Annotated in this window: 11 protein-coding genes; 9 read left to right on the plus strand and 2 right to left on the minus strand. The window is 59.5% G+C overall.

Annotation, left to right across the window (positions count from 1 at the left end; genetic code table 11):
• The first annotated feature begins 5 nt into the window (after positions 1 to 5).
• From AU182_RS01905 to AU182_RS16355, 4 genes are all read left to right on the plus strand, one after another.
• Positions 6 to 884: an alpha/beta hydrolase gene (locus AU182_RS01905; RefSeq protein WP_227718082.1), complete on the plus strand. Its 879-nt coding sequence runs from the start codon at positions 6 to 8 to the stop codon at positions 882 to 884.
• A gap of 165 nt (positions 885 to 1,049) precedes the next feature.
• Positions 1,050 to 2,483, plus strand: a complete 1,434-nt coding sequence (locus AU182_RS01910) for a cytochrome ubiquinol oxidase subunit I (RefSeq protein ID WP_066959846.1) — start codon at positions 1,050 to 1,052, stop codon at positions 2,481 to 2,483.
• Entirely contained in the window at positions 2,470 to 3,474 is a 1,005-nt protein-coding gene (gene cydB / locus AU182_RS01915; protein WP_066959848.1) for a cytochrome d ubiquinol oxidase subunit II, read from the plus strand. The genes AU182_RS01910 and cydB overlap by 14 nt, the downstream gene beginning before the upstream one ends.
• On the plus strand, positions 3,474 to 3,590 hold the full coding sequence (locus tag AU182_RS16355) for a DUF2474 family protein (protein ID WP_085462357.1): 117 nt from the start codon (positions 3,474 to 3,476) through the stop codon (positions 3,588 to 3,590). Before cydB ends, AU182_RS16355 begins: the two co-directional genes overlap by 1 nt.
• Before the next feature lie 94 nt (positions 3,591 to 3,684).
• Here the strand turns inward: AU182_RS16355 and AU182_RS01920 are convergent, their stop codons facing one another.
• Positions 3,685 to 4,236 carry a fasciclin domain-containing protein gene (locus AU182_RS01920; protein ID WP_066959851.1) on the minus strand — a complete coding sequence of 184 codons (552 nt, stop codon included), beginning with the start codon at positions 4,234 to 4,236 and terminating at the stop codon, positions 3,685 to 3,687.
• 233 nt (positions 4,237 to 4,469) lie between these two features.
• Between AU182_RS01920 and AU182_RS01925 the strand changes: the two genes are divergently transcribed.
• The 5 genes from AU182_RS01925 (at position 4,470) to AU182_RS01945 (ending at position 10,682) form a co-directional block, all read left to right on the plus strand.
• Positions 4,470 to 5,363: an NAD(P)H-binding protein gene (locus tag AU182_RS01925; protein ID WP_066959854.1), complete on the plus strand. Its 894-nt coding sequence runs from the start codon at positions 4,470 to 4,472 to the stop codon at positions 5,361 to 5,363.
• On the plus strand, positions 5,353 to 5,592 hold the full coding sequence (locus AU182_RS01930) for a VF530 family DNA-binding protein (RefSeq protein WP_066959858.1): 240 nt from the start codon (positions 5,353 to 5,355) through the stop codon (positions 5,590 to 5,592). The genes AU182_RS01925 and AU182_RS01930 overlap by 11 nt, the downstream gene beginning before the upstream one ends.
• Positions 5,589 to 6,146, plus strand: coding sequence for a lipocalin family protein (locus AU182_RS01935; RefSeq protein ID WP_193754270.1), 558 nt, complete (start codon positions 5,589 to 5,591; stop codon positions 6,144 to 6,146). The genes AU182_RS01930 and AU182_RS01935 overlap by 4 nt, the downstream gene beginning before the upstream one ends.
• Before the next feature lie 566 nt (positions 6,147 to 6,712).
• Positions 6,713 to 8,962: a TonB-dependent receptor gene (locus tag AU182_RS01940; RefSeq protein WP_153039086.1), complete on the plus strand. Its 2,250-nt coding sequence runs from the start codon at positions 6,713 to 6,715 to the stop codon at positions 8,960 to 8,962.
• Positions 8,963 to 9,089: 127 nt separating this feature from the next.
• Positions 9,090 to 10,682: a sulfotransferase gene (locus AU182_RS01945; RefSeq protein ID WP_153039087.1), complete on the plus strand. Its 1,593-nt coding sequence runs from the start codon at positions 9,090 to 9,092 to the stop codon at positions 10,680 to 10,682.
• Here the strand turns inward: AU182_RS01945 and AU182_RS01950 are convergent.
• Positions 10,679 to 12,571: a monovalent cation:proton antiporter-2 (CPA2) family protein gene (locus tag AU182_RS01950; RefSeq protein ID WP_066959869.1), complete on the minus strand. Its 1,893-nt coding sequence runs from the start codon at positions 12,569 to 12,571 to the stop codon at positions 10,679 to 10,681. The two genes, AU182_RS01945 and AU182_RS01950, sit on opposite strands and share 4 nt — an antisense overlap.
• Positions 12,572 to 12,604 lie beyond the last annotated feature (33 nt).

The following is a 12,604-nucleotide window of genomic DNA, read 5'->3' on the forward strand; positions in this document are numbered from 1 at the left end:
AATCGGTGTTACGCAGACTGACATTAGTACTGATCGCTAGTATTTCGACGGTGTTGCTGTCAGCCTGCTCCTCTGGTGCGTTTTTCCTGGCGAACCTACCGGTGAAATTCGCAGGCCCCGAAACGCACCGGGATATCAGCTATGGCACGGAGCCTTGGCACAAACTGGATATCTACCTGCCGGAAGAAACTAGCGCCCCGGCTCCGGTGCTCGTGTTTTTCTACGGTGGCCGCTGGACCTTTGGTAAAAAAGAACAGTACGCATTTGTCGCAAAAACATTTGCAGATGCGGGCTATGTGGTTGTTTTGCCGGATTATTCCAAATATCCGGCGGTAAAATTTCCGGTTTTTGTCGAAGATGCTGCCAAGGCGGTCGCCTGGACCCACGATCACATCGGCGAGTATGGCGGTGATACCGCGCGATTCTATATTTCCGGCCACTCTTCTGGTGCGCATATGGGAGCGCTGGTTTCCGCCAATCCCGACTATCTGAAAGCCGAGGGCAAGCCGCTTTCCATTATCACTGGCTTTGCCGGTCTTGCCGGGCCCTACGATTTCATACCGCAGGCGGAGGATCTGAAAATCATTTTCGGTCCGCCGGACAATTATCCCAATATGCAGGTGCCAACCTATATCCGCGGTAACGAGCCGCCGATGCTTTTACTGCATGGCGCCGACGATACCGATGTGATTCAGCGCAACCTGAATCGATTGAGAGACAAAATTGAAAAATCCGGTGGTGTAGTAGAGGCAAAAATCTATGAGGGCGTTGATCATATCGACATGATCGGCTCTCTCAGCTGGCTACTGGATTTCAAGGCGCCGGTGGAAAGGGATATGCTGGAGTTTTTCGAGCGTCAATCATCAAACAAGCGGTCAAACTAGCTTAAGCCTCCGTTAGCCGGCGCTCGTGGGTAAAATGCAATTTAGCGATAATTTTCCGCGTTTGAGCATTGGTCAAACAAAACATACCTTTCGGTGCTGTACAGCGACCCATTGGCGACTACTTTTATCAGGATAGATAAAACCAGTCACCGGGGTACACAGGTTTTGTTCGAACATCTCGACGCCGTTTTCCTCGCACGGGTGCAATTTGCATTCACCGTGTCGTTTCATTTTATATTTCCCGCCTTCTCCATAGGTCTTGCGAGTTACCTGATGGTGCTCGAGGGGCTGTGGCTGAAAACCGGGCGTGGCGTCTACGCCAACCTGTATCGCTACTGGCTAAAGATTTTTGCCGTGGGATTCGGCATGGGGGTCGTTTCCGGCATCGTGCTGTCGTACCAGTTTGGCACCAACTGGTCGGAGTTTTCCCACAAGGCGGGCCCGGTGATCGGGCCGCTGATGGGCTATGAGGTGATCACAGCATTCTTTCTTGAGGCGGGCTTCCTCGGGGTGATGCTGTTTGGCATCAACAAGGTGGGCAAGCGCCTGCACTTTTTTGCCACCTGTATGGTGGCGCTGGGTACCTTTGTTTCCGCCTTCTGGATCCTGTCGGTGAACTCGTGGATGCAAACCCCGACGGGCTTTGCCATGAATGACCAGGGGCAGTTTATTGTCGACGGTTCCTGGTGGGATGTGATTTTCAACCCGAGCTTCCCCTATCGTCTGGTACACACAGTGACCGCGGCCTATCTCACCACCGCGTTTGCGGTGGGCGGTGTTGGCGCCTGGCACTTGTTGAAAGACCGCAGCAATCTTGGGGCGCGCAAGATGTTCTCCATGGCCATGTGGATGGCGTTGCTGGTAACACCTATCCAGATTTTTGTCGGCGACTTGCATGGCTTGAATACCCTGGAGCATCAACCAGTCAAGGTGCTGGCGATGGAGGGGGATTTTGATCCGAGCCCAGAGGGAGCACCGCTCATTCTGTTCGGTATTCCGGACGAAGAGGCGGCAAAGGTGCACTATAAAGTCGCCATTCCCAAGCTGGGCTCGCTGGTTCTTAAACATGATCTCAATGCACCGCTGCCTGGCCTGAAGGACTTTCCGCGGGACGAGTGGCCACCGGTGGCGGTGGTGTTTTGGTCGTTCCGCATCATGGTTGCGATCGGTTTTGCCATGCTGGCACTGGGAATATGCGGCCTGATTGCGCGTCGCCGCAAGCGACTTTACAAGTCGCGCGCGCTACACCGCGCGGCGGTATTGATGGGGCCGGCAGGTTTCGTAGCCGTTATCGCGGGCTGGATCACTACCGAGGTGGGCCGACAGCCTTATACCGTATATGGCCTGATGAAAACGGTGGATTCCGCCTCTCCGCTGGATGCGCCCGCGGTAGCGGCCTCGCTGATCGCGTTTGTCGTGGTTTATTCGGCGATATTCGGCATGGGTATTTACTACCTGCTGCGCATGATGGCGAGTCCACCCCATCCCGGCGAACCGGAACCGGCAAACATTCCGACCTATGCCGCGGGTATTACGCCCGCATCCAGCCTGCAAGCAACCTCGCTGAACCCGCAGGGGGGGGATCATGGAAAGTCTTGATTTACCGCTGATTTGGGCGGGACTCATCTGCTTTGCGATATTCGCCTACGTGGTGCTGGACGGTTTTGACCTGGGCGTGGGTATTCTCTCTCCGGTGCTGGAACCGGGCACCGAGCGGGATCAGGCGATCAACTCCATCGCGCCATTCTGGGACGGCAATGAGACCTGGCTGGTGATGGGTGGCGGCGGCTTGCTGGCGGTATTTCCCCTCGCCTACGCGATCATCCTGCCGGCGACTTACCCGCTGATGATCGCGATGCTGCTGGGACTGGTATTTCGTGGTGCCGCGTTCGAGTTCCGCTGGCGGGATCCCGCCCATCAGCCGCTTTGGGATCTGATCATTACCGTGGGATCCACTGTGGCCGCCCTGGCCCAGGGCATCACCATTGGCGCGATACTTCAGGGCATCAAAGTGGAGAACAACGCCTATGCGGGTGGCTGGCTGGACTGGCTAAGCCCGTTCAGCGTTCTTACGGGTGTCGCGGTGGTGATCGGCTATGCCTTGCTGGGTGCCACCTGGTTGATTCGTAAAACCGAGGGCGGATGCCACCGTCATGCCCATCGCCTGGCGTATTGGCTGGCCATTGCCACTGTGCTGGCATTGGTGGCGGTAAGTGCGGCAACGCCATTTTTGAAAGATGATTATTGGCGACGCTGGTTTGAAATGCCCCAGGTGCTGTGGACTGCCCAGGTACCATTACTGGTGGCTATCTGCACCGGCGTGCTTTTCTGGAGCCTGAAACAAGGTCGGGAACTGTTGCCATTCTTGATGGCGCTGGCACTGTTCCTGCTGGGCTTTATTGGTCTGTGCATCAGTATTTTCCCTAACATGATTCCCCCATCCGTCACGCTTTGGGAGGCTGCAGCCCCGCGTGATAGCCAGCTGTTTTTGCTGGTGGGAGCGGTGTTTATCATCCCGGTTATCCTGGGCTATACCGGCTGGGCTTACTGGGTGTTTCGCGGCAAAGTCGGCACCGAGGGGTACCACTGATGAAGGTAGCGGCGGTGACCTGGAAGCGGTTGGGCTGGATGCTGGCGATCTGGCTGATGAGTGTGACAGTGCTGGGTTGTCTTTCGTTGCTGCTGAAATGGTGGTTGGCCCCCTGAGGCACCCGCAGACCCCCAATGAAAAGTCGGCGGCCCAAGCGGGCCGCCGACTCGTATCGACACCTCACATCTACACCATGATGGTGTGCAGCGGTTACTTGCTGGGCATCAGCACACCATCAATCACGTGCACCACGCCGTTGGAGGTCATTACGTCGGCCTTTACTACGGTTGCGGTGTTACCCTTCGCATCAGTCACCGTTACCTTGTCTCCCGCCAGACGCAGGGTCAGTTCATCACCCTGAACAGTTTTCACCTTGGCGTGGCCGCCGCCCTGTTTGATCAGACCGACAACCGCTTCCGCGGTGGCTTTGCTCGGCACCACATGGTAGGTGAGAATGCTCTGCAGTTTGGCTTTGTTTTCAGGTTTCAACAGTGTGTCCACGGTGCCGGCCGGCAGCGCCGCGAAGGCATCGTTGGTGGGTGCAAATACGGTAAAAGGGCCATCGCCATTGAGCGTGTCGACGAGTTCTGCCGCCTTCACCGCCGCTACCAGCGTCGACAGGGCTTCAGTACCCACAGCGGTTTCGACAATGGTCTTTTTCCCATGATCACCGGCGTGCACTTGAAGGGGCGTGGCAAGCATGGCTGCAATCAGTAGAGGGGCGGAAAGAAAGCGGGCGAAGAAAGATGTCATCGAAGTCATGGAGTCACCTCTAGGGTTGCGCTCGATGCACGGTGAAAAAAGAGATAGTGTGGGCCGTGCCGAGCTTGGGAGGAGTGTAGAGTCGCCGGCCGGTTCTACCCACTTCACTTTTTAGGCGGCAACCGAATAAGGGAGTAAGGCAGTAGCCAGCGGGTGCTTGTGCCATCACCAACAGCACGACTAACCCGTGAACACTCGAGGCAGAGGCTTACAGCGCCGCCTATATTTGATGAATGGGTAAATACCTGGTTACCGGTGCTACCGGCAATGTTGGCCGCTCGCTACTGCGGCATCTTTGTGCGCAATCGAGAGATTTTCCCGTAGTCGCCGGGGTGCGCGATCCCGCAGCGGTCCGTTGGGAGTTCCCGCGATCAACCCGGCTGAAAACGATACCATTTGACTTCGAAAGTGAGCACACTTGGCCGCGGGCCCTTGCAGGCTGTGATCGTCTGTTTCTGTTGAGACCACCGTCTATTTCGGATGTCGATCGCATATTTCGCCCACTGATCCACTACTGCTGCAGTCTGGAGCCTAAACCTGGTGTGGTATTTCTATCGGTTCAGGGAGCAGAAAAAAGCAGCCTGATACCGCATCACAAGATAGAGCGATTGCTAGCGCATAGTGGATTGGCATATGTCGTAATCCGCCCTGGATACTTCATGCAGAACCTGACAACAACCCTTAAAATCGATGTGCTGGTAAATCGGCATATCCGTTTACCCGCCGGAGATGCCCGCTTTAACTGGGTCGATGTGGAAGATGTCGGCGCAGTGGCGGCCAGTGCAATGTGCCGGCTCGATGAATATCGCGGCCGTGTACTCGAGGTCACCGGGTCGGAAAGCCTCGGGTTCGCTGAAGCAACCGCGACCATCAACCGTGCGGTTGGAGCGGATATCCGCTATTCCAACCGCAATCCAGTGACCTTCATTCTGGACCGGTTGCGGCGTGGCGAACAGCTCCCCTGGGTGATGGTCGTCACACTGCTGCATTTCCTGCCGCGTATACAGGGCACCCCGCCACTGACGGCAACAGTGCAGGAAGTTACCGGCAGAGCCCCGCGCACCCTGGCCATGTTTGCCCGGGACAACCGACACCTATTCCTTGGGAATCGTGAAGATGCACCATGAGCAACCCAACAATCCCCTGCACGGCATCAAGCTGGAGGCCATCGTAGTGGAGCTGCAGCAGCACTATGGCTGGGACGGGCTCGCCGAGCGGGTGCCGGTCAACTGCTTCATCAATGACCCGTCGGTGAAATCCAGCTTGAAATTTCTGCGTAAAACTCCCTGGGCTCGGGACAAGGTCGAGGCCCTGTACGTTGCGACCTTCCATCGCAGCAACCCGTGGAAAACATGAATTTGGCGAAGGTGGTCTCCGTGCGCAATCGAATCCAGAACATTCTGCTGCTGTGCTTTCTCACTCTGCTCACGGCCTGCACCGGTATCCCAGAGGGCGTGGAGCCCATCGATGACTTTGAATTGCAGCGCTACCTCGGTCGCTGGTATGAAATCGCGCGTCTGGACCACTCGTTTGAGCGCGGGCTGAGCCGGGTGACCGCGGAATACAGTGTGCGTGACGATGGCGGGGTTCGGGTTGTGAACCGGGGCTATGACGAGAAGAAAGGCACCTGGCAAGACGCCGAGGGCAAAGCCTATCTCGTCGGCGCGCCGAACGTGGGCCACCTCAAGGTCTCCTTCTTTGGGCCCTTCTACGGCTCCTACATCATTTTCGAGCTGGACGACGATTACCGCTATTCCATGATCTCCGGCCCCGACCGCTCCTACCTTTGGTTACTCTCGCGTACACCCACCGTTCCGGACGCTGTCAAACAGCGCTTTGTGTCCCGGGCCGCGGCACTCGGGTTCGACACGGGCGAGCTGATTTTCGTGGATCAGATTGAAAGTCGGTAGAGAGCCAGTAAACGGAAGCCAGCGAAATACTCACAGCAAGTGGTGCAAAAAAATGACCACATGGGTTATTCGCCATGTATCTATCCAGGCGCACCAATCGGTATTCGAGTTGGTGCGGCAAGTCCTGCATTGATTACTCGGTCTTTCCACAACTCCAATAGTGGGCGGAACCTGCACAACCTGACATTCCGCTACTTCCGGGCAAAAAACTTTAACAAAATATCCCGCCGATATGATTTGCCTTGTGTCTCCCTGCGCGATTCGGTAGAACCGACGCGTAAACCTGAGAAACTTGGCGTTATGTTGCGATTCCAAAGCGCTGTGGGCGACCCGCTCTGCAAGCGCGCCAGCGATTTCCACCTCAGTGAGTGGTTCGATAATTAGTTGACCGTTACCAGCTCTGGTAGCGGGCGGCTCCTTCCTGCCTGATTTTTCCAGCTCCCTCTCTCGGCCAGTTCGTTTTGGTGGCGCGCGCGCGTGTGCGTCGCGCCAGCGGTCGAGGAGAGACCAGCAATTTACACACAAAAAAACTCTACAAAAACAACGACACATCCGAGGGTACCGAGATGAAACCGTCCAACAAACAGCTGCTCGCCCTGGCTATTGCCATGGCCAACTGCGCCCCTGCTGCCGTAATGGCGCAGAGCGATACAGAAAAGACTGCAATGCTGGAAGAGGTGGTGGTGACCGCCAGTCGCCGCGCCGAAAGTATTCAGGATATTCCCTACAACATCACCGCCGTGACCGGCGAGTTCATCAACGATATCGGCGCCGATGACCTGAGCAAGATGTCCCAGTTCATTCCGGGTATGCAGATGATCGATGCCGGCGCCCGCAGCACCGGCCTGGTGACCCTGCGCGGCATGAACGTGGGTGGCCTGGAGGCTTCAGAAAACCAGGGCGGCAAGGACATCATTTCCCGCTACGTCAACGACACACCGCTGCTGATCGATTTCAAGCTGGTGGATATTGAGCGCGTGGAAGTCCTGCGTGGCCCGCAGGGCACCCTGTACGGCCGCGGTGCCATGGCCGGTACCCTGCGCTACATCCTCAACAAGCCGAGTACCGAGGCTACCGAGGGTTCCGTGCGCACCGAGGTGTACAAGAACAGCGAGAGCGACGGTTTCTCCAGTGAAGTAAGTGGTGTATTCAACCTGCCGCTGTCCGACACCCTGGCCCTGCGCGTGTCCGGTACGCGCGTGGACGACGCAGGTTTTGTGGATTACAACAATGTGCTGGTTGAGCCGGGCGTTTCCAATGACGAGCGCCGGATCAAGGATGCCAACACCGAAGAAACCACTTCCGCCCGTGTCGCCCTGCGTTGGGAGCCGACCGACACCTTCTTCGCCCAGGCCAACTACTACCTGCAGGATTCCAAGGCCGGTGGCCGCCAGGCGGTAAACCCGGGCTTTACCGGCGACGACTTCACTTCCGCCCTGCGTTACAACGAAGTGCGTGAGAACAAGGACTCCCTGTTCAACGTGGAGCTGGGATACAACAGCGACGCCATCGAAATTTTCTCCACCACCTCCGTGGCGGAATACGAAGGTATCGGCAATCGCGACCAGACCGACCTGCTGTGTGTGGACATCTGGAGTGGCTACTGCGACTTCCCGCAGTTCTCCGCCTACACCGTGGACGACAACCAGTCCGAGTCGCTGGTGCATGAGACCCGCTTCCTGTCCACCGACGAGAACTCCCCGGAGTGGCTCGACTGGATCGCCGGTGTCTACTACGAGGAAACCGACACCCTGCTGGATGCCCGTGAGTACGCTCCCGGCTTCGGCGACTTTGTGGTGAACGAATGGGACTGGTCCCCCACCGGTCTGGGTGACCTGGAATACTGGCGCTACGCGGATAGTACCTTCACCGAGCAGGCGGTGTACGGGGAGGCCACCTTCCACGCCAACGACCAGCTGCAGTTCACTTTGGGCGCCCGCTACTTCCAGCAGGAAGAGGCATTCGCCTACGACTGCACCATGTTGCCCTTCTACACCGGCACCGATGCGGATTGCCGCGATGGTGATGGCGAGATCGACGACACCGTATTCAAGCTGAATGCCGCCTACAACTTCACCGATGAAGTCATGTTCTACGCGACCGTGGCCGAAGGCTTCCGCCGCGGCGGCACCAATGCCGGCCCGCAGCTGCTGGACAGCGAGCAGACCTTCAGCTCCGATTCCGCGGTGAACTACGAGCTGGGCTGGCACACTACCCTCGGTGGCAACATCATCCTGAACGGCGCGGTCTTCATGATCGACTGGAGCGACCTGCAGGTGCCCACCAAGTCCCAGGAAGCGGCGATCAACATCACCAAGAACGCCAGCCAGGGCCAGATCACCGGTTTCGAACTGTCCACCCAGGCCGCGCTCACCGACAACCTGATGCTGAACGGCTGGGTGACCTACTACGATCACGCGCTGGATGGCGATGCGCCTGAAATCGGTGGTTTCGATGGCGACAGCTTCCCGGGTGTGCCCAACCTGCAGTACAACCTGGCAATGGACTACAACGTGGCGGTGCCCACCGGTGAGCTGACCCTGCGCGGCAACCTCTACTACAAGGACCAGGTGGACACGCGCCTTAATAGTCAGGGCGGTAACTTCGATAACGAAACCCTCGAGGACTACCACCTGTTCAACCTGTCTGCGGACTACCGCCTGAATGAATGGCGTGCATCCCTGTTCGCGGACAACGTCACCAATGAGCTGTACTACAACGGTGTGCGCAGTGCCAAGCGCTACGGCGAGCGCGGCCAGTTCTACTACGTGGGCCAGCCGCGTACCGTAGGTGTGAACCTCGCGTATGAGTTCTGATTGATCCTTTTGATCCTTTCTCTGAGTTGATCGTTTGGCGGGGCTTGCCCCGCCTTTTTTGTTTCTGGATCTGCAGGAAAAAAACCGCTACAACCGGTGTCTGTGTACCCATACCGAATGGCCCGCTATGTCTGACCTCACCATCCGCCAGCAGCTTGATTTCGCCCGTAAGGCCGCCGCCAACCGGGATTGGCGCAGCGTGTCCGCCCGCTGTATCGCGGTGCTGAAAACCGACCCGCGGCAGCCGGAAGCGCATACCCTGCTGGGGCTCGCCGCGCTGGAGGGCGGCAACGCGCAGATCGCCGTGCGCGCGCTCAACACGGCCCTCAAGGTGGATCCCTCGTTTGGCGAAGCGCGGGTCTACCTTGCGCGGATACTGGCGGCCAACGGCCAGTTTGCCGAGGCGGAATCCGAAGCCGACAGGTGCAAAGAGCAGATCACCAGCGACCCGCAGTTACTGGATACCCTGGCCACGCTCTACAGCCACCTGGGGCGCCAGCCACAGGCACTGGCGCTGTACCGGCAGGCGCTTGTTTGCGCACCCGAGGACGTGGGTATTCTTGCCAATACGGCGGCAGTGCAGATATTTCTGGGACAGCGCGCGGAAGCCGCCGAGCTTCTGCAGCGCGCCTTGCAGCGGTCGCCGGAGCACTACCGCTGTCACTGGCTGCTGGCGAAATGCCGGCACACCGAGGACCCCGATGAGACCCGGGGCCAGCTGGGCACCCTGCGCACCCTCGCGGAACGCGCGTCGCCGGCGGCACTGCCCTATGTGCACTATGCGGCGGGCAAGCTGTGTGAGGATCTCGCAGACTGGCCAGCAGCCTGGGCGCACTACCAGGCCGGGGCCGGCGCGCAGCGGCAGCGATTGAATTACCGCAGTGACGAGGAGACCGGGATATTTGACGCGGTGCGCGAACACCTGGGAGATCAGTGGTACCGGAATCAGGCCGCAGGCCGGGACGATGGAGAAACGCCGGTGTTTATTGTGGGGTTGCCGCGGACCGGCAGTACCCTGGTGGAGCAGATTCTTGGCAGCCACCCGCAGGTACAGGCACTGGGCGAACTGGTGCAGTGGCCACTGGCAGTGAAGCAGCACGCGGGCAGTCGCGATGCGGCGTTAATCAGTCGCGACAGTATTGCCGCCGTGGCCGGATGCTCTACCGCCACACTGGGGCAGCGCTACCTACAGAGCATTGCGCACCTGCGCAACGACCAGCGCTGGTTTACCGACAAGCTGCCGGGCAACTTTCTCTACCTGCCACTGATTGCCCGCGCCCTGCCCGGCGCGCGATTTGTACACGTTACTCGCCATCCCATGGATGCCGGCTTTGCCATCTACAAACAATTGTTCGCCGATGCGTATCCCTGGTCTTACGATCTGCAGGAACTGGGCGAGTATTACGTGCAGTATCACCAGCTGATGCAGCAGTGGCAGGAATTGATGCCGGAGCGAATTTACACCCTGGACTACGACCAGCTGGTGGCGGACCCGGAAGGCCAGACCCGCGCACTGCTGGACTGGCTGGGGCTGCCCTTCGCCAGCGGTTGCCTGCAGTTCCACCGGTCGGAACGCGCCGCGGCAACCGCCAGCGCGGCCCAGGTGCGCGAACCGATTCACGCCCGTTCCAGCGGCCGCTGGCAGCAGTTTGCCGAGCAGCTGCAGCCCTACCGGGATGTGTTGGCGCGCGCGGGTATCCTACCGGGCCCGGTTGGCTAGAGGCCGGGCTGAACCGCTTTGCGGCCCTGCGCCGGCTGCTTCTCTGCGGCGGTGGCTTCGTGATCGCCCCAGTGGTGATCCAGGTGCAGGTCCGGGTCCCGGCGATCCTCCTGCAGTGCCTGCAGTAATTGCTCGCGGTAGATTTTGGTTTTTGCCACGTGCTGGGATTCATCCCGCCAGTAGGGGAACAGGGATTCCAGCATACGCTGATCGTGCTGCTTGAACTTGCGCGCCGCGCGCTGGGCCTGGTGTTTCGACAGCCCCAGTAGCTGCAGGGCACCGGCGCCGATTTCCAGGGCGCTGTCGACGGTTTCCCGGTAGATGTATTTCACCCCCGCTTCCATCAGTGCGTACTGGTGCATACGGTTGCGCGCCCGCGCCAGAATGGTCAGGTGCGGGAAGTGATTCTGGATGCGGCTCACAATCTCCAGCGAGGCCGCCTGGTCGCTCAGGGTGAGGATCACGATCTTGGCGTTTTCCGCGCCGGCGGCGTGCAACAGGTCCTCCCGCGAGGCGTCACCGTAGTAGGCCTTGATACCGTAGCGGCGCACCAGTTCGAGCTGTTCCGCGTTGTGTTCCAGCAGCGTGGTCTCGAATCCGCAGGCGTTCAGCAGGCGCCCGGAGATCTGGCCGTAGCGGCCGTAGCCGATGATGATCACCGGTGAACCGTCATCGTTGGGGGCGCTGTCGGGCACATCTGGAAGGCGTGGGCCAGTGAAGAACCGCGGCTGGATGAGCTGCTCATAGGCCAGCAACAGCAGCGGCGTCACCGCCATGGACAGCGCGATCAGGGCGATCAGCACACTGGTGACGTCCGCCGGAAGCACCTGGTTCTGGCTGGCATAGGCCAGCAATACGAAGCCGAATTCCCCCGCCTGCGCCAGGGACAGGGCAAACAGCCAGTCCTCGCCCCGCGCCATGCCGCGCACCCGCGCCAGCGCGAACAGGATGACGAACTTGACCGTGACCAACAGCAGCAACAGTCCCAGCAACAGCAGTGGTTGCTGCATCACCAGTGCGATGTCGAGGTTGGCGCCTACCGCAAGGAAAAAGAGCCCCAGCAGCAGCCCCTTGAACGGCTGGATATCGGCTTCCAGCTCGTGACGGAATTCACTGTCCGCCAGTACTACGCCGGCGAGGAACGTCCCCAGTGCCGGCGACAGACCGAGGCCGCTCATGATGGCGGCGGCGCTGAGCACGATCAGCAGGGAGCAGGCGGTAAACAGTTCGCGGGTGCGCGACCCCACCACCATCCGCAGCAGCGGGGTCAGCAGGTAGCGCCCGGCCAGCACCAGCGCGGTAATCGCCGCCAGTACCGCCAGCGCGTAGGTCCAGCCCTGCAGGGCGTCGGGGTCGGTGGCCACTTCCACGGTGGCCAGCAGTGGCAGCAGCGCAAGAATGGGGATCACCGCAATATCCTGGAACAGCAGCACGCTGAAGGCATTGCGCCCGCCCTCGGTCTTGAGCAGGTTCTTTTCCGACAGCGACTGCAGCACGATGGCGGTGGACGACAGCGCGAGAATCAGGCCCACCGCGGTGGCGCTGCGCCAGTCCAGCCCGAACATGGCCATCGCCAGCCCGCACACGGCCGCCGCGGTAAGCAGCACCTGGGCACCACCGGTACCGAAGATCGCCCCCCTAAGGGCCCACAGTTTCTTCGGCCGCAGTTCCAGGCCAATCAAAAACAGCATCAGCGCCACACCAAACTCGGCGAAGTGCAGCTCATCGCTGGTATCACCCACCAGGCCGAAGGCGTGGGGGCCAATCAGGACCCCCGCCACCAGGTAACCCAGCACCGAGCCGAACCCGAGGCGTTTGGCCAGAGGCACGGAGAAGACGGCGGCGGCGAGAAATATGACGGTCTGAAGTAAAAAATTGTCGTGCGGCATGAACGCTCTTTCTGGTTGTCGCGGGGCCGCGTG

This window comes from Microbulbifer sp. Q7 (genome assembly GCF_001639145.1).
Classification (GTDB): domain Bacteria; phylum Pseudomonadota; class Gammaproteobacteria; order Pseudomonadales; family Cellvibrionaceae; genus Microbulbifer.

Coding starts and splice junctions, on each gene's coding strand:
- AU182_RS01950 (WP_066959869.1), bottom strand. CDS start 12,571: ATGCCGCACGACAATTTTTTACTTCAGACCGTCATATTTCTCGCCGCC.
- AU182_RS01930 (WP_066959858.1), top strand. CDS start 5,353: ATGCACCATGAGCAACCCAACAATCCCCTGCACGGCATCAAGCTGGAG.
- AU182_RS01925 (WP_066959854.1), top strand. CDS start 4,470: ATGGGTAAATACCTGGTTACCGGTGCTACCGGCAATGTTGGCCGCTCG.
- AU182_RS01945 (WP_153039087.1), top strand. CDS start 9,090: ATGTCTGACCTCACCATCCGCCAGCAGCTTGATTTCGCCCGTAAGGCC.
- AU182_RS01920 (WP_066959851.1), bottom strand. CDS start 4,236: ATGACTTCGATGACATCTTTCTTCGCCCGCTTTCTTTCCGCCCCTCTA.
- AU182_RS01940 (WP_153039086.1), top strand. CDS start 6,713: ATGAAACCGTCCAACAAACAGCTGCTCGCCCTGGCTATTGCCATGGCC.
- cydB (WP_066959848.1), top strand. CDS start 2,470: ATGGAAAGTCTTGATTTACCGCTGATTTGGGCGGGACTCATCTGCTTT.
- AU182_RS16355 (WP_085462357.1), top strand. CDS start 3,474: ATGAAGGTAGCGGCGGTGACCTGGAAGCGGTTGGGCTGGATGCTGGCG.
- AU182_RS01935 (WP_193754270.1), top strand. CDS start 5,589: ATGAATTTGGCGAAGGTGGTCTCCGTGCGCAATCGAATCCAGAACATT.